The organism is Lysinibacillus telephonicus, from assembly GCF_039654155.1.
Classification (GTDB): domain Bacteria; phylum Bacillota; class Bacilli; order Bacillales_A; family Planococcaceae; genus Ureibacillus; species Ureibacillus telephonicus.
The window spans coordinates 3,910,303-3,930,643 of the sequence record NZ_CP155468.1; the positions used below are offsets into that span (position 1 = coordinate 3,910,303).

A 20,341-nucleotide genomic window follows, 5' to 3' on the forward strand; every position below is an offset into this window, starting at 1 on the left:
ATTTAACTACCAAATTGGTTATTTACTACTGAAAGCAGTATGAACCTCCGACGTCTAACTTCTATTTTTTTTAAATGCCCCCCATATTAGAAAGCGAAAATTTAATATAAAGTTTTAGCATTTATTTATCTATAGACTTACAGCTCGCTGACTGTATTTGCAACAAAATCTAAAGCTCTTTCTTTATTGTTTTTAACCCAATCATCAACATCTTCACTTTCCATCGGTTTACCATAATAATAGCCTTGCATCACATTACAACCTAACTGTGTTAATGATTCAATATGCTCCCGACTTTCAACACCTTCTGCAATAACATCTAAATGCAAGTTTTCTGCCATTAAAAGGATTGCATTGATAATAGCACGTTTACTTGGAGTTTCTAAATCATTCGTAAATAACCGATCTAATTTTAGTGAGTCTATAGGGAGACGATCAAGCAGTCCGATAGAGGAATACCCCGTACCGAAATCATCCATTGATATTTTCACTCCGAGAGCTCGAATACTTTGAAGTTGTCTAACTATGTCTTCCACGTCGAATAGCACCATAGATTCAGTGATTTCAAGCTCCAGCAAATTGGGATCCAGCTCTACCTTTTCAAGCACCGATTGAACGAAATCTGCTAACTTGTCAGTTTGAAAAAGCCTAATAGAAATATTCACTGAAATTGGATGAATATCCCCCTTCTCTTGCCACTCTTTACATTGAATGCAAGCTTGTTCTAAAGTCCATCTAGTTATTGGTACGATGTGTCCCGTTTCTTCTGCAATTGGAATAAATTCAGCTGGAGAAATCACCCCTAGTCTTGGATGTTTCCAGCGCAATAGTGCTTCAAACCCTGCAAGTTTATTCGTTTTAACATTCCACTTTGGCTGATACATCAGATAAAATTGTTTATCTTTAAGTGCTCTCTGTAGGTCTTTTTCCAATTCCATTTTACGTATTTCTTTCATTCCCATTGTATCGTTATAAACACAATACTGATTCTTACCTAACCCTTTTGCTTTATACATCGCCGTATCTGCAGTTTTAAGCAGCATAGAACGTTCGGAATCTTTTATCGAACTGATGCTAATGCCAATGCTTGCCGTGATATATAGTTCATTTCCGTCAATCTGATAAACTTCCTTAATACTTAGCAATATCTCCTCTGCTAATCGTTCAGCTCGTTTCTGATCACAATTTTTTACGATGATTAAGAATTCATCTCCGCCTATCCTAAAGGCTTGCTGATCTTTCTTAATAAACTTTTTCAAGCGAAGGCCAACTTCCTGAATGAGCAAATCACCTGTATGGTGTCCTAAAGTATCATTAATCGCCTTAAAATGATCTAGATCAAGAAATAAAACACCAATCTTTTCATCGCCTATATAAGTATCAAAAAAGCGATTCATTTCATTGCGATTTGGTAGCCCTGTAATTCCATCTTGGTAAGCCATTTTTTCCAATACGTGCCGATCAAAGAATACTGCTCCCCATGATACAAATAGAATAATAAAAATGGTGATGGTTACTCCATATAATAGGAAGAAATTTGCATAAGGATCACTTTCCATTATCATTTCCGAGTGAGAATGAAATTTGGCAGCTTTCATTCCTGTATAATGCATACCGCAAATAGCAAACCCCATAGCTACCGCGGACATCCACCTTAACCAACTGAATGGCGATTGATTATTTCGAAAGCGTAGAAATAGAAATAAAGCTGCAAAGGAAGCAGCAAAAGCAATCATTACAGACAATACCCACCACCCTTTGTCATAAGTAAGCTCGACAGGCATAATCATTGCTTCCATTCCCATATAATGCATCGTGACAATGCCGCTTCCCATTATCAAACCGCCAATTCCAATTTTATACCAGTGAATATCTTTTTCTTTCGTTATGTAAAATGCAATAAACGAAGAAATCATACTTGCTAACATTGAGAGTAACGTCATTGGTACATCGTATTTCACTGGCATTTGAAAATGCATTGCCAGCATGCCGACAAAATGCATTGACCAGACGCCAGTTCCCATTATAAACGAGCCCGCTAGTAGCCAAAAAAATCGACTTCGGCCGTTTGAATGAGAAATTTTCGCCGCAATACTTAGTGCAGAGTATGATGCTAATATAGCAATCACAACCGAAAGCGCAACAATATAATAGTTGTAGTTTCCTTCCAAATACACCTTTATCTCTCCCATCTCTCAACAAATACTCACAAACCTTGAGAATAATTATCAAAATTATATTTTATCAATTTTATATATACAAAATCTATACAAATTCCCAAAACTATGTTCCTTAGCTTTAAAACAATGGATTATTCTTAAAATTTTTGTACAACCTTTGTTACTTAGTGATCAGCGCCGCTCGAGAACACACCCTTACATTGTACTATGGGCAAAATAATCTTCTGCTCTGCAGAAATAAACTATTTGTAAAGGGGGCTGCTCAGAATTTACACATTCTGGACAGCCCCCTCTAGTCTTTATATCCGTTCAGTTAAGTTTCGATATTTCTATTTAGTTCATAGTATTAAGAATAGGATTTACTTTTCCATTTTTCATACCAATTTGTAATATTAAAACTTGGCAAACTATCATATTCTTGTTTTAGTACAGATCTTAATAGCCTATATTGCTCTTCAACAGCAGTTGAGCTGTTTATTGACGCATACAGCCTCATCAGTTCAAAGTAACTTTCTTCTTTATCTGGGTACATTTGTTGAATTCGTTGGTTTACTTTAATTGCCGCTTGAATATTCTCAGTATCTCGATAAAATCTACTCAAAATCAAGCCATGATTCAGCCATAGGCGGCGAAGTCTTTCCCTTTCCCCCTCAGCCCATAAATAGTCGTAATCACCAAGATAGTCTCCTTTATACTCACTAAATACGATTTCATGTTCGTGGATATTATCATTTTTTGGAGGAGTTAATTTGTTTAGCTTTGTTTCCCATTCATTTGTATCAACTAGAATATCTTCAATATGCATTATGTATCCTCCATATAAATTGTTTACACTACTTATTGAAATGGAAGGAATTCCTGCCTTCTTAATTGTTTGACGAATGTGGTAAATGGCGGTATAAAGCTGTTTTGCCCCTCTTTCAATTCCAAAATCAGGCCACAACATTTCAATTAATGTCTCACGATCTACTATTTTTCCCCTATGGTGAAACATATATGCGAACAATTCTTGCACCTTGGTTGTACGCCATTTAAAAATTTCAGGTTCACAACCTGCTCTCTGGTACTTAAGTTGATTAAAAGTGTAAAGTAGGGTATTCTCAACTTTGTTTTCTTTACTATTTGTTTGATGATTATCTAGTCTTCGCTGCAAACGTTCCACAGTTTTTTTTAGACGTTCTATTTGAAGTGGCTTCATTATGTAATCAAATGCATATAAATCAAACGCCTCAAGAGCATGTCTATCATCCCCTGTCACAAATACAATCTCTATATTTTGAAAAGCTCCCTGAATGCGTTCTGCCATTTCTAGTCCATTCATCTCAGGCATATGGATATCAATAAATATTACATCTGGTGAATCTGTTTTTATGTTTTCATAGGCTTGAATAGGATCTTGATATACTCCAACAACTTCCACACCATCAATTTTATTTTCCAGCACTTTTTTTAAATACATTAAAGGCAATTGCTCATCATCGATTAAAATCGCTCTCATAAGCATATCCCCTTTCCTAGTACTCATAATACGTACAAAATTCGTTCTACAAATTTACTACCATTTTGACCAATTAATACCATTTTATAGAATATTGTATTTATAACATTATAAAGTTACATATATTTTTTTGCTAGATTAATATCGGCCAAAAATATAAAAAGTGAAAAGTGAAAATTGTCAAAATACAGAAAGCTATATTATAATGATTATAATGGCAAATCAATTGAAAAATTGAGACGCAAAACTACAGGCCTAAGGTATATTGCTATGGTGGCTGGGTTACCGTAATTTTCTCTTTTAGAGATAAATCGTAAAGGAGCAATACTTATGTTCAAAAAAACATTCCTTGCCTTCAACCTTGCATTTCCTCTTCTCTTAACTCAATGCTATCCTACGATGGGCCATGTACATAACCCTTTATTAGATGTGAATAGCTATAAAATTTACTACGGTGAAATAGATGATTCAAAAGCTGAACAACTTAGCAATTATGACATGGTAGTTATTGAACCCCATGAAACAACAAAAGAACACGTTTCTGAAATTAAGGAAGCGGGCACTATTGCTCTAGGTTATATTAGTATTATGGAGTTACAGACATGGGACGAAGAGTTTGTTGAAAAAGTAAAGGACTCCGATTATTTATTAGATGATGGCGAGAGAGTATACGTTGAAGATTGGGATACTTACTTAATGGATATTACAAATCCCCATTACCAACAGCTTCTGCTCGATGAAATTGAAGAAGAAATTATTGAAAAACAATTTGATGGCATTCTTTTAGATACAGTTGGGGATATCGATGATTTCTATCACGATGATGAAGAAATGGCGTCTTACTTAAGAAATGGTTATGTTGAACTTTTACAATCCATTACTGATAAACATAATGAGTTGCTTTTATTGCAAAATTGGGGTTTTGAGACATTAGAAACCTCTTCAAAAGATTATGTTGATGCGATTATGTGGGAAGACTTTGATAAAAACCGCTTAAAAACTAGTAAATGGGGTCAAGATTGGATTCAATACTTCCAAACACTAGAGAGTGAAGAAAATATTGCAGTATTTACTGTTACTCCAGATACAAAAAGTTTTAAATACAGTAAAAAGTATGGATTTGTTCCATATAAAAATTCAAACAGCATATATAACTAGTTATATATGAGGGACTATTCGGAAAGATTGTTTTTCTGGATAGTCCTTCTATTTATTTAGGACATATATAGCTATCAAAAATTACACTTTCGAATTTCGTTTTCTGACTAACGGTAGGAGGCTTAGTAACGTTGCTCATATCATCATCACAGTATACTTTTCTCACCTTGCTTGTGCAGTAGTTCCTTGTTTAATATTTAAAGGGCCGTTCTAAAGGAATTTTCGAACGACCCTTTATTAAATATTATGGACAAATTATGCCGCGTAATCCCCGCTATATTGTACGAGGGATACATCTTTTACACCATCAATATTTGATAGTTTATGAACAAATGCAGTATTATCAACTTTAAGCTTAATTTTTAATGTTAGCTCTGTTAAATTATTTCGTACAATTTTAGATTTTAACTCATAATTGAATTTAACAAGCTGTGATTTAATCTCATCATATGCTTTTTCATCATAGTGGAGGACTAATAAATACGTTACATCCTTCCATTTCTTTTTTGATAGTATAAACACTGCAATCGCAATGAAAATGGATCCGAAAATTGCAACTGCATAAATAGATGCCCCGACGGCAATACCAACTGAAATAGCCCAAAATAGAAAGACGATATCAAGCGGATCTTTCAATGCAGTTCGGAAGCGGACGATACTTAGTGCACCGACCATCCCTAAAGAAAGTACAATATTCGTACTAATTGTCATAATAACTAGTGAAGTTATCATTGTCATGAGCACTAATGTAACATTGAAATTGTGACTGTAAACGACACTTCGAAAAGTCTTCTTATAGACAAAATATATAAATAGTCCAATTAGAAATGAAACAATTGTTCCAATTAAAATCTGCAAAATTGATACACTTGTAAACGTATCTGAGTTTAAAAAACTTTTTTTAATAATGTCGTTAAAATTTATTCGTTCATCCATATTTAATTGTCCTCTCTTATTGCTTATAGTACATCATACTTTGTTCCCGACAAATAACATATTTTGAAATAGCCGAGCGATGGTGACTGTCCAGCTGAAGGATATCACGAATATAATCTGGTAAATAAGAATTAAACTTTACCTCCATAATCATAAAGGGATATTTTAAAGCTTCAACTGTAACTAGATTCTTCTCAAAAATATCGACAGAGTTCACGCCAGCGCTTAAATATTTATCAAATGTAATTCTTACATCTTCAATATCTTCCATATATGCTTCGCGAACATAATCAACAATTACTTTAGGGGACATATGCTGCGTCCTCATATATAAATAAAAATCTTTTGCGGTTTGATTATTTTTATCCTGTAAAAAATCGTAGTCCCATTCTAATAATCGTTGATATTCATCCTTCGAAATAGAGAGAGATTCTTTGTTGATCATTTCTCCAAATCGATTCTTCTTCTCAAGCTTAATCACACTGTCGCTATGATTATAGATTCGAATCCTAAATTTTTTCCTGCGATAGATTCCATAGTTTTTTTCATACAGATCATTATCATAAACATTATCAAAATAAAGACTGCGAATATGATACCCTTCATCATTTACTGTATGCTTGTCCCTTTTTAAAACAATTTGCAATTTTTCTCTCAGTAGTTCATATTCGCTTATATTAATATAGAATTTCAACTCATGTCGTAGCTTCTTCATTTTTAGCTTCCTTTATTATTAGGCATTGTTAAATAGTATTTGTAATGTTTTCATGTACTTGAACAAGTATGCAGGAGGTGAAAAGACCCTAACCAAATGAAATTGCTTTCATCTATGTGGATCATTTACTGCATCAATTATTAATTAACGCTAAATTTCTTAACTCCAAAGTAAACTATTCCATCCTCATCCAATTCATCAAAAGCCATTTGCTCATTTCCTTTTGTATCTTTAGCAATGACCCGCCAATAATAAGTACCTTTTTCTAATTGATCTAAGGTATATGTTGTTTCAATCATATCTTTTTTCTCATGAACAATCTGTGTAAAGGCAGGGTCTGTACTTATTTGTAATGTATAGAATATATCGTCACCCTGGATATCATAAGAAGCATCCCATGAAAATACATTTTGCTTGCCTTCTATATGGTAATCTAAAAAGAATGGCATCGGCTTTTCCAGGTTTTTATAATATATCTCCTTATTAACCTCCGATTCTCGTACCATTCCAAAATATACGTCTTTATAGTCTGAAATGTCTATATCTAAATGGTCTTTATCAGGTGACCTTTTTACAAATTTGCTTACCACTGGATAATACTCATCTAATAGTTTTTTAGTATTCTCGGGATTAATGATTGAAGATAACTCCTCTATTTTTTTAGTCAAATCATCAACATTCTTTGGATCTTTGAAAAAGCGTTTATGAAGAACAGAACCCCAATAATTTGATAACCCATTTTGCCACTCAGGTGTTTTTGTATGCTCTTCTATTGTAGATGAAGATCTCCAAGCTCCATCATAATCCCATGGGAGGAAGTACCATTTTTCAGAATTCGATGGGCTATATAAATAAAAGTTTTGTGTAATAACATCTCGATTTCCCATCAGTATATTAGTTGCTATCCATGTTAGGTAATTTTCTCTGTCAAAATGCTGTTCTACTACGTCATTAATGTTTAAAGAATAATTATTTACATCATCTAACATATCAATCAGCTTGCGATGATCATTACTTCCCTTATTTTCTAATATTGTTTCAAATTCGTCCTTATTGAATAAAGGATCTGATTCAAGTTTCAACTGATCAGGGTAACGATAGAATTCGAAAAATGCTGCTTTGTATAAATTCCCATTAGAATCTAAACCATGTGATGCTAAAAATCGTTCATTTCCTTGTTCAATATGGGTGTATAATCCATAATCTACGAATTTACCATTTGTATTTTTATCTGTTAAATCCTTTACATACAAATGGACAAATTGTGTACGCATACTTGTCAGATTCGGGATTAGTGTAAAATAATCAAAAGAAAGCTTATTCCTTACTCTAGTTGCATCATAAGGATGTTTATTTAAATTTAATGTTTTTTGACCTTTCCACAGCCCAGCACTATCATATAATTTAATTTTAAAGGACTTTTGTGCAGCAATTCTAGTTGATTTCCCTCTAAGTTCAATCGATGCATTAACATCTGTTTCATCAAATCCAAATAAACCGTCTTCAATTCCTTCTTCTGTACCCTCTTGAATCGTAATATCCAGCTTAGGAGATTTCGAATTACTATTGTGAATACTGTACCAATTGTTTAATTCATAAAAAGATGTATCATTTTTATCTGAAATCGTGATATAAAATGTAACAATAGAATTCTTTTTCTCAAAATCATATAATCTAGGATCCTCATCGATAGTTTGGTTACTGTCCGTTTCTTGTACTTGTTTTTGCTGAGCTTCCACATTGCCGCCATCTGCCTCACCTGTTTCATTCGTACAACCTGAAAGAATCAACATAAAAACGATAAAAGCCATCATAAGTAGTTTGTTCATCTTTTCATATCCTCCAACACACTAATACTGTTTTTTAATCTGATTTATCAGTTCCCACGTAAATCTCCTCTTCTTTTTTTCGGTATGAGTGGTTGTGAGCAAAATGTGTAATAGTCAATATTATTCAAGTAATGGGTTAGTTTCCATAAGCCAAACAGTAAGCTAATTAATGCAGCAATAAATACTGAGAAACCATTATTGTCATATGGCACAAAAACAAATGTAAGTACCATGCTGCCCACAGTATAAATTACCGTAGTGATAGATGCTCCTTTTTGATCATCATAATAAAGTAATAGAAGTACGACTGTGTACATAACAATGAAAAAAAGGTAACCAAGAACCAAAATAATAAAGAGTTGGATTTGCTCAAATGTCAACCCTAATAATGGGAGAAATTTCAACCCCAAAGCAATCGAACAAATCGCTGTAAACAACTGAATTTCCACGATAAATGCAAGCTCTAAAGAGAGTATTTTAAACATGTCCTTTTTCGCTGACAATATATCCCTCAATGGAAAAGAATTTAAAATACGATTATAGTACGTCTTATAGGCTGTATAAAAAGACGTTTCTAAAGAGACAACAAATAAAACCATGGCTGGCAGCACACTTAAATAAGCAAAAAAGACAGGAACATCATAAAAAGGTGCAATGACAAACGTATCTGCAACCGTGTGCTGATACTGTCCCTGCCAGACAATAAGATTATGGCCATATAATCCTAATGTATAGAAGAAACCACAAACAAAAAGCAAGGGGTATTTTTTAAAATAGGCCAGGAATAGAAAATATTTATAATTATTTACCTTAAAATATTCTCTAATGTACTGTGTAAATTTTACAAGCATAAACAAGAAGCCAATATTTAAACAAATCATCATTGCTGTTACACTATAGATGTGTAAAAATTTAATGCAAATAAAAATCGCTGCTCCAGAAATTATTACACCTATTAAGAAGCTCTTAACAATTTTCATATAATCCTTTAGTGCAGATACATACATACATTGAATCCATACGATAATAAGTTCAATAAAAAAGATGTATGTAACAAACTTAAATGTAAGATCTAACGGTGAGAATAAGAAGAAAACAAATGCACTAACTCCGCCGAGCAAAACACAGATGCTCATAACACCATACATAGAAGATAGTATATTTTCATATTTTTCTAGGTAAATTTGATCTGCTACATACCTTGATACAATAAGATTAAATCCGCCTGTAATAATTTGTGAAAAAATCAATGCATATTCGGATGCGGCCAAAAACAACTCTCTTTCTGCATATGGTGTATCGACAGCTAAAAGCAATTGTTGTACGAAGGTCATTAGTAATATACATAATGCCAACGGTCCTACTGTAACAATCGCTGAATAGCTGTAAGCACGAACATTGGCTAAAAAACCGCGCTCATTAAACATTTTTTTTAATTGAAACCCTATTCCTGCCATACACTTTTCACCATTTCTTCATAAAGTTTCTGATAACGTTTGATAAAACTCCTTTTTGTATAAAAGAGTCCCACTCGCCTTTTTCCTATTTCCCCCATCAATTGTCTCTTCTGTTCGTCCTGGCATAGTTGAATAATTGCTCTTGCCATTTCGGTATATTGCATGACTGGAACAACGATTCCCGCTTCTCCTAAATCATCTAGTTCACCTAATAGAATTCCTTTACAGTTACCTACGTCTGTTGCAACAAAAGGTATTCCACACACCATACCTTCTAACAGTACTAGCGGTTGTCCTTCACTAATGCTTGAAAGCACTAGCACATCCATTAGATTAATATATTCTTTAACATTTACCTCACCTGTAAAAAAAACATCCTCAATCTGCAGACTTTCTATTAATTGAATACACTCGTTATAATACTCTTCATCTTCATCAGTTGGGCCCATTATGAAGAATTTTGCATTTGGCAATTCCTGTTTCACGATAGCGAAGCTCTGCAGCATTGTTTTAATATCTTTGATTGGAACAACACGAACAATTGCCCCTATATAAAGCTCCCCGCGATTGCGGTATCCCCTTTTAGGCAAATCAATGTAGTCTTCACGATTTACACCGTTTGGTATAATAACAATCTTGTTTGGGGAACATCCTAACTCTATTTGAATTTCCTTGTTTTTTTGGAATAACGTAACTACCTTATCGGCATGTTTATAAGCACAATTTGATAAATTATAAAAATACTGAATCCATAAATCTTTAAAATACCCCTTAACCCATTGTGCTTTAATAATTTCTTCTTCTCTTTCCCGCGTATATATTCCATGTTCAGTCAAAACAAATGGCTTACGATTCATGTATTTCCCTAGGCTGCCGAGAACTCCTGCGTATCCTGTTGATACACTGTGGTAAAGATCTGCTTGCGGGAGTGGATGTTTAATGCAAAGGAATAGGGGCAACACCATTGAACGTATCGACCAGAACATATCTGTAAATGGAACTTGATCATATTTCTCTAGACAAATTTCATGAACTATATCGAAAAAGTCTCTGCTTTTAAGGAAATTGATAGCTGAATCAATTTTATTCCCAGAGAACATAGATAAAAGCGTTTCCCAATCTGGTTGATTGCTATCTATTAAAGATTTAAGCGCTTTTCTCTCTTCATTTGTTAATTTATAGGTACGTCCCCACTTGTCTTCTTCCTCAGCAAAGTCATCTAAAAAAACTTCTTCAACTTGTATAACATTTGCTGGAAGCTGATACTTATAATTCCCTTTAGCCTTTTTTTCAGCACCTATCGAATAAATAATAAACTGATGCTCAGGCATATTGGTTATAATTGTTTGAATCCAACTGGAGACGCCCCCTGTAACATAGGGGTAGGAACCCTCTGCAATGATACAAATTTTCATTTTAATCAACCAATCCTAACTCAATTGTTGCTTTTTTCGCCTTTACATAGTAAACATCTTCATCCACTTTTTGCACTGTACAATCTTTCAGCTTTCCGATATTTTTTTTAGTTCTAAGAATGAAGCTCATCTCACCTGGAAACTTATCAATTTGAACTACAATCCTATTACTTTCTTCCTTTATATAAACATCAGCATTTAAGTAGTTTGTTAATTGTTGTCCTGCACCTCTTGCAGTCATACTCTTCAGCCAAGGATAGTCTTCATAAGTATCGCTCAATAAGTGATCATATTCTTCCTCAAGCAAACTCCACTTTTTCCCTGATGAACGTTCTTCATCTAAAATATCATCTGGATGTATAAAGTGAGAGAACACACCAATTGATGTGATGCCATTTACCAATGCCCATTTTGTTTTATCTGTATATTCGTAACCAGCTGTTATTCTTGGAATATGAATAAACTCATTACTTCGGTCAAATTCATGAACAGTAGTATATGGACTGCCATCTGGCAAATATAAGGATGATAACACATTAACCGACGGAATCGCCTGCTTTAAGGCTGCTTCTCCGACTTCATCAATTCGATTTGAAGGTGGAACATAAGTTGTGAAATCATAGTTGGAAAAAATATCTTTTACATAGCTTACTGTTTTGTTAAGCGCTTCTTCCATATCAGCTTGATTGTTCCACGCATTATATCCTAAATCATCAACTGCCTCTTGATTAACAGTCAATGATTGGTGGTTATAGCCATGAACTCCAATCTCTCCGCCCATTTTTAATAGTTCACGACCGAATTGGATAAATGTATTTCGATCCTGTTCAGTAATATCAAATGGAGGAGTTACTTTGTCACCATAATTCTGGATTACTGCACCGGTATACTTAACATCATATTTTGCGGAAGTTTTTAGAATATCAGGCCACCAAATATCTTGATAAAAACTCGGTATGTCTCTACGATATTCCTCATAAATTTTTTCGTTTTTCCCTTCTGGAATTGGTGCAGGGAAGTCATCAATATATGCAATTTTCATATTCATTATTGGGTAAATGAAATTCTCATTTAATAAACTGATTGCACCTGCTATTAGGCCCCTATTCTCCTTCCACCCAAGCATTGTTCCATTAAAAACCATAAATTTTCCTTTTTCATAAGGAATGTCCCATAATAATGGAACTTGGTCAATAGACTCTATATAAACCGTACTTCGATCATCAATTCCGATAGATAGAGAGGAGTTATCTCCTGTTTCGCCCTTTTCCATCACAAGTTGATTCTGCTTAATTAATACATTTGACGTAAGCTTCATCCCGTTAGGAATTATAAATTCTCCTACTTCATAGATTCCTAATTTCCGATATAAATTTTGTAAAGAACCATTTATTTCTGGGCGAATCGCAAAGAAAACATGTCCTCCTTCAGCAGTATAAGTTTCCAGTGTTCTTAAATTCGAAATTTCGCTTACTTCTTCAAGTGCGACAATCACGTTATGAAAATCATTAAATGATGAAGGAATTTCAGATAATGAGGAGAGCGTTACTTCTTTCTTCATATATTCCAACGTTTGGTTGATGTTATCCATTAATTCGACACTGTATGGATTGTTCTCATTATAAATAATTAAATATTTTTCTTTTTCCAGGTTTTTAAGAGTCTCCTCTGGTAACCTTGTAATATTTGCCCCGTTGTCATTTAATCCTAAACTAGCTTCATTAGGTAAAAACTTGAGCATGAAATTTGAATTGATAACACCTAATAGAAGACCAATAATAAAAACAAATGCGATGACAAAATAAATTGTTCCGCCTAATCGAAATTTAGTATCCATTTGTATCACCATGCAACCAGAATCTTATTTTATTCAACCCTTGTGGAGAAAGTCTTACAGAAGAATCTCTAAGCATTTGCAAAACTTCTTTAAATTTCATTTGATTTTTCAATGAATAATAGAGCTTCATGGCCATAAAATATGCTTCTTCCTCGTTAGCACAAAATTTTAGGAAGAGTTGGCTATACTTTTCAGCTGTTTCGAGTTCTCCTAATTGAAGATCACAGTTAATTTTTTCAATATAATATTTCTTTTCTTGAGGCACTGCTTCAATAACTTTTCCAAGTATTTGTGAATACCTGTAAGAATATTGTTTTTTTGTTCGTTCATCTAAGTAGCCCGTATTTAAATACTGCTTTATCACTTGGGAAAATGAGATTAAAACATCTACATCATCCGGCTGCTTCTCAATTTGATATTCCAATTGACGTATGGAATTTTGAAGCTTTCCCTTTATATCTTGAATAGCTGTTGCAGCATAGTGCGATGTCTCAGTATCATCATTTTCCAAAGCTGATTGAAGTATACCAATATGATGGAATGTGTCATTTTTTAAAATATCCAACAGCATTTTACGTTTCGTTTGATGATCATTTAGTAATAACGCGTCCTTCATAGGAACTATGCTAGTCTCTTTTTCAACATCTACCATACGTAATATTTCTGTCTGCTCTTCACCTTTTTTATTAATCCATCAGGAATAGAGCGTTCCTCATTTTTGATATGATGGAACATAAAATACAATATGATTAACCCGATAAATGGACAGAAGAAGGCAATAAGCATCTTGACAGTAAAGTTCTTTTGATCTTTTCGATATTCAATTATTAAATAGATGAATACAATCAAAAAGTACACCATTAGAACATTAAACATAAACTTCTTCCTCTTTAAAGAAACACTGATCAGCAAACGATTTAAAACGATTGATCACTGCTCTTGCACTTTCTTTATTCGTATTGGAAAGAAGCATCCAATATGAACCCTTCTCATCAATACCGATATAATCCGTATCTCTTAATAAAGCAGAAATTTTTTCAATTACTTGCTCCATTTCCTCTACTGGCTCAAGCCTGATTAAGGAATAAGGAATATTTAGCTGCTTTTGAGCTTTTTGTTTGCTTTCTAAAATCTTTTTAAAGTACTCAGCTTTTAATATTGACGTTCCCTCAATATAGCGGTCATGATGTGTTGCATTTACATATTCATATGCCCGAGCAACTGAAGAAGTAATTAAGTTTGTTACAACATAAAACAAATTCTCATGGTAGAGAGTTAGCTTATCAAAATCCATTTCATTTATACAAATTAGGGCAACTGGTTTATCTTCTTTCCATATTGGTGCAATCATCATCGGAAGATTCGGATCCAACTCCCTGTTAATTATTGATTTATTTTCTATTAAAACTTTTGCATATGGGCTGTTTGGAACTACCTCTATAGAAGTAGGAAACTTAGAGCTAACAGCATTGGATTTTGAAATAAGTCTTAAATATCGATTGCCTTGACCAACTAGATAAATAGCTGCTTCTTTTGTTTTCATAATTTGTTCAAGTACGCTAATAACCCCATTAAACACTTCATCCGGCTCTAAGCTATCAATCTTTTTAATAACCGAATATACTTCTCCTACACTGTCTTCCGAGTAAAGGATTTGTGTTTGTAATTCTTCCTTTACCTTTCTAGTTTCCGTATATATTTCATCTAATAATAAATACTTCTCTTTAAACAATTGCAATTCACTTTTTGCAGCTTCTTCTCTTAAATGTTTACGGTCTATCACATAACCAACAAGTAAAGCTACAAATAGATATACAGCAAATTGTATTAAAGTAGTATGATCGGTGAATAGCGCAACTATCTCTCTTCCATTCGCTAATCCTTGCCAACTATATAAAACAACCGACAAAGAGCAAGCAATTACAGCCTGAACTTTCCCAAAAATAATTCCAACAATCAAAATATATATCAGCAATAAATCAATATTAAAAAAGAAGTCTCCAATATTAATATGAAGGAAAGCGATAATGATAAAAATAAGTACGTTCTCTATATAAGGAAAATAGGGTTTCCCTAATTCACTGAAAATTGGTTTAGAGCGAATTTTTTCGTTATAAGTATTTTCTTTATCAATATGGTTGTCTTTTTGATTTTTAAACCAATCGTAAGTTTTCTTTAACCCTTCCTCTAAAGAATATTTAGGAATCCAATCTACCTCTTGTTTTACTTTTCGATTATCTAATCTCGAAAATTGAATATCGCCTTTTCTAGCCTCTTTATGAACAACACCTGCGATTTCGGTAATATCCTTATAATAATCGACTAATTGATTAATACTCGTTTCAGTATTAGTAGATAAATTCATTAATCCGGAAATATCGCTGGCTACTGCACGAAATATAGCTTCAGCAACGTCTTCCACATAGATAAAATCCCTCGTCTGTGTGCCGTCACCAAATATATTCAAAGCCTCATTATTTAAAACATTTTCGGTAAAAATTGAAATGACTCCGCCTTCACCCTTGCTACCCTGCTTAGGTCCATAGACATTTGAAAAACGAAAAACGAGTGTATCTAGTTGATAGATTTCGTTCCACTTTTGACAATAGTATTCTCCTAATTTTTTGTTTATTCCATAGGGTGAAAATGGTGCACATCTGGATTCTTCATTTAATGGAATTTCTTCATTATTTCCATATACTGCAGCTGATGACGCAAAAACAAATTTTGAAACACCATATTTTTTTGAAAGCTCTAATATATTTATCAAGCCCAACACATTTACTTTCGAGTCTCCAGCTGGGTTCTCAATTGATTTTTCAACATCGACTTGTGCTGCTAAATGGATAACTACATCAAATTTGTTGGTACGAAAGATTTGTTCACATTGTTCATCCTCAACGTGAAGTAAATAGGAATGATGACGGAAGTTAATATTATTCTTTTTTCCTGTTGAAAGATTATCGAGGACGTGAACTTCATGACCTTCCCGATAAAACTTTTCAGCAACAAAAGAACCAATAAAACCATATCCACCCGTAACTAATACTTTCATTGCAATCTCCTTTTTCTTCATAACAAAGCGGTAAATTAAAGACGTTATTTTCCAAAATAACAGAGCAACCTCTACAAAACCTATACAACTAATACGAAAGTGCTATAAAAATACCAATATAAGTTAATTTATGTTCTGCAAATAATTATCGAGTAATCATTCAGCAGTGCACTTCCATTGATATGAATTACTTATTATAGGATTTCAATGATATCATTTTACCATATAACCATTAAATAGCTTATAAGTGTAAGTAATAAATAAATATTTTGTCATAGGGAAAAGTATGGATAATTATCCCCTTTATTCCAATAGTCGCTGTTTCTATGCTATTAATTGTTATTCAAATTTATGTTAATTAAGTGATTGTTGAGAGAGCAGAGTAATGAATTTAAGACAAACGTTGGAGTTGAAGAAATTGTAAAAAATAAAGCTCGAAAATTCAACTTTGAATTTTCGAGCTTACATTTTTATATTTTTTTGTATACCACAATGAGAATTTATCTACTACAAGTGTAATTTTCTATTAGCGGTTTTCTTCATCGTCTCCCCAACATTCTACTTCACCGATGTTCGGTACGTTCTTCTTGTAGAATACAGGATCCTTGCCTTTTTTACGCTGTTCTAAATAATCATTAATTACAGGTTTAGCAACTTTCCAAAGTAGTAGAATTGCTACTAAGTTAATGACAGCCATAATAGCCATAAAAAGGTCAGCTAAATCCCAAACAACTTGTACTTTTGCAATTGAACCAAACATGACAAAGCCTACTACTAAAACACGGAATACTTGTAAGAAAGTTTTTGATTCTTTAATAAAACCAATATTTGTTTCACCATAGTAGTAGTTGCCAATAACTGTACTATAGGCAAATAGAAAGACAGCTATCGCTAAAAATATTCCTGCCCAATCTCCTAAATTACTTACCAATGAAGCTTGTGTCAGATTTACAGATGCAGCATCTGATTGAAGATACGCATCACTTAATAATACGATTGCAGCCGTTGAAGTACAAACTAGCAGTGTATCAATAAACACACCTAATGTTTGAATTAATCCTTGTTTTACTGGGTGAGAAACGGCAGCAGTTGCCGCTGCATTAGGCGCCGAACCAATACCAGCTTCATTTGAGAATAAGCCACGTTTAACTCCATTCAAAATAGCTGCCCCTACTACTCCGGCAAAAGCCTCTTCCAATCCAAAAGCAGATTTAAAGATAAGGATAAACACATTTGGTAATTCTGTAATATTTAAAATCACGACAAGTAATGCAATAGCAATATACGCAATTGCCATAACTGGTACAATAACTTGAGTAACACTTACAACACGCTTTAGCCCACCAAAAACAATAATTGCTGTTAAAAGAGATAAAATAACACCTACAACAATTCGGCTTGTACCAAAACTTTCTTCAAAAGCAATTGTAATTGTATTTGCCTGTACGGCATTAAAAACAAATCCATAAGTTAATGTTATAACAACTGCGAAAAGAATACCCATCCATCGCTTATTTAAACCCTTTTCCATATAATAGGCAGGGCCTCCACGGTACAAACTACCGTCTTTCACTTTATATACTTGAGCTAAAGTACTTTCAATTAAAGCAGATGCTCCACCAATTAATGCAATCATCCACATCCAAAATACTGCACCAGGTCCCCCAAGGGCAATTGCTGTCGCTACTCCTGCAATATTACCTGTCCCAATACGGGATGCTGCAGAAATCGTAAAGGCTTGGAAGGATGATACTCCTTTTTTTCCTGATTTATCTGTTGCAGATTTCTCTGTCAGAAGCTTAAACATATCAGGAATTAATCTGAATTGAATAAACTTTGTTTTTAAAGTAAAAAATAGTCCTGCTCCTACTAATAGAATAATTAAAAGCTTTGAGTAAAGAAAAGTATTTAAATTTTGTAATAGAATGTCAAACCCGTTCATAAATTTCCCCCTTTTTAATGATCGACTTTTTAAAAAATTAGGTACTACAAAATAATTAAATTAAAGCGAACGCTTACATTTCATTGGAATGTTCCTCTTAATTTAACTAAATATGAGCAACACATATTACTTAATAGTATCAAGCAACTAACTATAAATTCGAATTATTATACTTATCCGAAAATATATAAATATTTTTGCAACATTAAAATTATATCAATATATATTAAAATAAGTAAAGCCTATCATTTTTCCAATTACTTTCGTCATAGATTTATACACTGATAACCGTTGATGATAAAGGGTTTTATAATTTTACAACTGGATTAATTTTTTATATTAGTAAAGTTCGCTATTTAAACATTCATTATTTAAGGAATATTTTTAATTATCCATAAAATATGAAATAGACAACAAAAAATTATATTAAATGTAACTTTATAGGTCCTTTTATCAGTAAATAAAAGGACTGAGGCACATATTTCTTGTGACTCAGTCTTTATTTCATATCTCACCTTTTATACGGGCATCCATTTCTTCTTTCATTTCTTCCTTCATAGCTTTTATAGATTGCTTGCGACGTTCGTTTTTATGTTTAATCACTTCACGCTCTTCTGGATTTGCAAATTCCATACTAACCTCGGCTTCTTGTAGCTTTTTTTGTGTATTTTCAATCATATCATGCAACCGTTCAACATTATTAAATCTATTATCTGGGTTTGGTTGTTTTTGATTTGACATATTTCTCCCCCAATTCATTTTATTTATAAGTAGTCTGGTTTACTTTGGCTTTTTTATACTAACTTTATAGCGATGCAAAAATTTTAAACAATATAAAAAACCACACATCCTAGTAAAAATGATTTACTATATGTGCGGTTCTCTATATCTAAAACTAACTTAATAAAAGTTGATATTTATGATTCAACTACTTCATCTAAACCAGTTTTTTCATTGTATACTTTTTCATTAAATTCGCCAGTTATTTTACTTGTTAAAATACCAGATGTCATACTTCCACTTACATTTAAAGCTGTACGTCCCATATCAATAAGCGGTTCCACAGAAATTAATAAGCCGACGATTGCAACTGGTAGATTCAATACTGAAAGTACAATTAGTGAAGCGAATGTTGCCCCACCACCTACACCTGCAACTCCAAACGAACTAATGATAACTACTACGATTAAAGTCAAAATAAAACTTGGATCTAATGGATTGATTCCAACAGTCGGTGCTACCATCACCGCTAACATTGCCGGGTAAATTCCTGCACATCCATTTTGTCCGATTGTCAAACTGAATGGGCCAACAAAGTTTGCTACCCCTTCAGATACACCAAATCCATCTGTTTGAGTCTTAATATTAAGTGGTAAAGTACCTGCACTTGAACGGGATGTAAATGCAAACGTTAATGCTGGCATACCTTTTTTAACATAAGTTTTAGGATTTAATTTTGCTAGACTAATAAATACTAAGTGTATTAAGAACATAACAATAAGAGCTACATAAGAAGCTACAACAAATTTACCTAAATTCAATATCGCTTCAAAATCACTTGTAGCAGCTACCTTTGTCATTAACGCCAACACTCCATATGGTGTTATACGTAGGATTAACGTTACAACACGCATAATGATGGCATAAAAAGCATCAACAATTTTAGCAAATAGCTCAGCTTGTTCTGGCTGTTTGCGTTTGATACCTAAATAAGCAATACCAATAAATGATGCAAAAATAACAACAGCTATAGTAGATGTTGAACGAGAACCCGCCAAATCTGAAAATGGATTTGTTGGAATAAAGGAAAGAATTTGTTCTGGAATCGTCATATCTTCGACAGTTGCAATTCGCTCTGTTAGTTCCGCATTTTTAGCATTTTCAGCATCCCCTGCTTGCAATTCAATTCCTTCTAAACCAAATCCGAGAGCAGAGCCGATGCCAACTGCTGCTGCAATCCCTGTTGTAAGTAATAAAATACCGATGCCATAAGCACTAATTTTGCCAAGATTTTTTGAAATACTTACTTTTGTAAATGCCCCAACAATGGAGATAAACACTAATGGCATAACAACCATTTGCAATAATTTTACATAACCTGATGCTACAATATTAAACCATTCAATTGTAGTTGTAGTTACATCGGATGTCGTTCCATATAACAGATTAATAATAAAACCAAATAAAATACCTAAACCAAGCCCTGCAAATACTCGTTTTGAGAATTTAACATGTTTCTTTTGCATTATATATAAACCTATAATAATTGCAATAAGTATAGCAATATTAACGATTACTAAAATTGTATTCAATACGGTC

15 protein-coding genes and 1 riboswitch are annotated in these 20,341 nt (G+C 33.3%); of the genes, 1 reads left to right on the forward strand and 14 read right to left on the reverse strand.

Annotated elements, in window-relative coordinates; genetic code table 11:
• Positions 1-137 precede the first annotated feature (137 nt).
• Positions 138-2,171, reverse strand: coding sequence for a bifunctional diguanylate cyclase/phosphodiesterase (locus tag MKY04_RS19000; RefSeq protein ID WP_346235892.1), 2,034 nt, complete (start codon positions 2,169-2,171; stop codon positions 138-140).
• 355 nt (positions 2,172-2,526) lie between these two features.
• Positions 2,527-3,678: a response regulator gene (locus tag MKY04_RS19005; protein WP_126293062.1), complete on the reverse strand. Its 1,152-nt coding sequence runs from the start codon at positions 3,676-3,678 to the stop codon at positions 2,527-2,529.
• 206 nt (positions 3,679-3,884) lie between these two features.
• A riboswitch (cyclic di-GMP riboswitch) is annotated at positions 3,885-3,968 on the forward strand.
• Between the two features lie 40 nt (positions 3,969-4,008).
• Here MKY04_RS19005 and MKY04_RS19010 point away from each other — a divergent pair.
• Entirely contained in the window at positions 4,009-4,836 is an 828-nt protein-coding gene (locus MKY04_RS19010) for a putative glycoside hydrolase (RefSeq protein ID WP_126293061.1), read from the forward strand.
• Positions 4,837-5,091: 255 nt separating this feature from the next.
• Here MKY04_RS19010 and MKY04_RS19015 read toward each other — a convergent pair whose 3' ends face one another.
• The 12 genes from MKY04_RS19015 to MKY04_RS19070 all read right to left on the reverse strand — a co-directional run bounded on the left by MKY04_RS19015 (position 5,092) and on the right by MKY04_RS19070 (position 20,334).
• A complete protein-coding gene (locus tag MKY04_RS19015; RefSeq protein WP_126293060.1) occupies positions 5,092-5,772 on the reverse strand; it encodes a DUF4956 domain-containing protein in 681 nt (226 codons plus the stop codon).
• A gap of 16 nt (positions 5,773-5,788) precedes the next feature.
• Entirely contained in the window at positions 5,789-6,487 is a 699-nt protein-coding gene (locus tag MKY04_RS19020; RefSeq protein WP_126293059.1) for a polyphosphate polymerase domain-containing protein, read from the reverse strand.
• A gap of 140 nt (positions 6,488-6,627) precedes the next feature.
• Positions 6,628-8,316 (reverse strand): CotH kinase family protein, encoded by a 1,689-nt coding sequence (locus MKY04_RS19025; RefSeq protein WP_126293058.1) that lies wholly within the window; start codon positions 8,314-8,316, stop codon positions 6,628-6,630.
• 47 nt (positions 8,317-8,363) lie between these two features.
• Entirely contained in the window at positions 8,364-9,773 is a 1,410-nt protein-coding gene (gene pelG / locus MKY04_RS19030; RefSeq protein WP_346234960.1) for an exopolysaccharide Pel transporter PelG, read from the reverse strand.
• On the reverse strand, positions 9,761-11,188 hold the full coding sequence (pelF, locus tag MKY04_RS19035; RefSeq protein ID WP_126293125.1) for a GT4 family glycosyltransferase PelF: 1,428 nt from the start codon (positions 11,186-11,188) through the stop codon (positions 9,761-9,763). Before pelF ends, pelG begins: the two co-directional genes overlap by 13 nt.
• 1 nt (position 11,189) lies before the next feature.
• The gene (locus MKY04_RS19040) at positions 11,190-13,025 is read right to left on the reverse strand and encodes a DUF2194 domain-containing protein (protein WP_346234961.1); all 1,836 of its coding nucleotides are present in this window, start codon (positions 13,023-13,025) and stop codon (positions 11,190-11,192) included.
• Complete coding sequence (locus MKY04_RS19045; RefSeq protein ID WP_346234962.1) at positions 13,015-13,677, reverse strand: hypothetical protein; 663 nt, start codon at positions 13,675-13,677, stop codon at positions 13,015-13,017. Before MKY04_RS19045 ends, MKY04_RS19040 begins: the two co-directional genes overlap by 11 nt.
• A complete protein-coding gene (locus MKY04_RS19050; protein ID WP_346234963.1) occupies positions 13,671-13,901 on the reverse strand; it encodes a hypothetical protein in 231 nt (76 codons plus the stop codon). Before MKY04_RS19050 ends, MKY04_RS19045 begins: the two co-directional genes overlap by 7 nt.
• On the reverse strand, positions 13,894-16,080 hold the full coding sequence (locus MKY04_RS19055) for an NAD-dependent epimerase/dehydratase family protein (protein ID WP_185807634.1): 2,187 nt from the start codon (positions 16,078-16,080) through the stop codon (positions 13,894-13,896). Before MKY04_RS19055 ends, MKY04_RS19050 begins: the two co-directional genes overlap by 8 nt.
• Before the next feature lie 526 nt (positions 16,081-16,606).
• The gene (locus MKY04_RS19060; protein ID WP_346234964.1) at positions 16,607-18,022 is read right to left on the reverse strand and encodes an alanine/glycine:cation symporter family protein; all 1,416 of its coding nucleotides are present in this window, start codon (positions 18,020-18,022) and stop codon (positions 16,607-16,609) included.
• 504 nt (positions 18,023-18,526) lie between these two features.
• Positions 18,527-18,763: a small acid-soluble spore protein Tlp gene (gene tlp, locus MKY04_RS19065; RefSeq protein WP_346234965.1), complete on the reverse strand. Its 237-nt coding sequence runs from the start codon at positions 18,761-18,763 to the stop codon at positions 18,527-18,529.
• Between the two features lie 176 nt (positions 18,764-18,939).
• Positions 18,940-20,334: an L-cystine transporter gene (locus MKY04_RS19070; RefSeq protein ID WP_346234966.1), complete on the reverse strand. Its 1,395-nt coding sequence runs from the start codon at positions 20,332-20,334 to the stop codon at positions 18,940-18,942.
• Between the last annotated feature and the right edge of the window lie 7 nt (positions 20,335-20,341).

Bases quoted from the DNA above. Each gene is read 5' to 3' on its own strand.
- MKY04_RS19040 (WP_346234961.1), bottom strand. From the start codon at position 13,025: ATGGATACTAAATTTCGATTAGGCGGAACAATTTATTTTGTCATCGCA.
- pelF (WP_126293125.1), bottom strand. From the start codon at position 11,188: ATGAAAATTTGTATCATTGCAGAGGGTTCCTACCCCTATGTTACAGGG.
- MKY04_RS19060 (WP_346234964.1), bottom strand. From the start codon at position 18,022: ATGAACGGGTTTGACATTCTATTACAAAATTTAAATACTTTTCTTTAC.
- MKY04_RS19010 (WP_126293061.1), top strand. From the start codon at position 4,009: ATGTTCAAAAAAACATTCCTTGCCTTCAACCTTGCATTTCCTCTTCTC.
- MKY04_RS19020 (WP_126293059.1), bottom strand. From the start codon at position 6,487: ATGAAGAAGCTACGACATGAGTTGAAATTCTATATTAATATAAGCGAA.
- MKY04_RS19055 (WP_185807634.1), bottom strand. From the start codon at position 16,080: ATGAAAGTATTAGTTACGGGTGGATATGGTTTTATTGGTTCTTTTGTT.
- MKY04_RS19015 (WP_126293060.1), bottom strand. From the start codon at position 5,772: ATGGATGAACGAATAAATTTTAACGACATTATTAAAAAAAGTTTTTTA.
- MKY04_RS19050 (WP_346234963.1), bottom strand. From the start codon at position 13,901: ATGTTTAATGTTCTAATGGTGTACTTTTTGATTGTATTCATCTATTTA.
- pelG (WP_346234960.1), bottom strand. From the start codon at position 9,773: ATGGCAGGAATAGGGTTTCAATTAAAAAAAATGTTTAATGAGCGCGGT.
- MKY04_RS19025 (WP_126293058.1), bottom strand. From the start codon at position 8,316: ATGAACAAACTACTTATGATGGCTTTTATCGTTTTTATGTTGATTCTT.
- MKY04_RS19045 (WP_346234962.1), bottom strand. From the start codon at position 13,677: ATGGTAGATGTTGAAAAAGAGACTAGCATAGTTCCTATGAAGGACGCG.
- MKY04_RS19005 (WP_126293062.1), bottom strand. From the start codon at position 3,678: ATGAGAGCGATTTTAATCGATGATGAGCAATTGCCTTTAATGTATTTA.
- tlp (WP_346234965.1), bottom strand. From the start codon at position 18,763: ATGTCAAATCAAAAACAACCAAACCCAGATAATAGATTTAATAATGTT.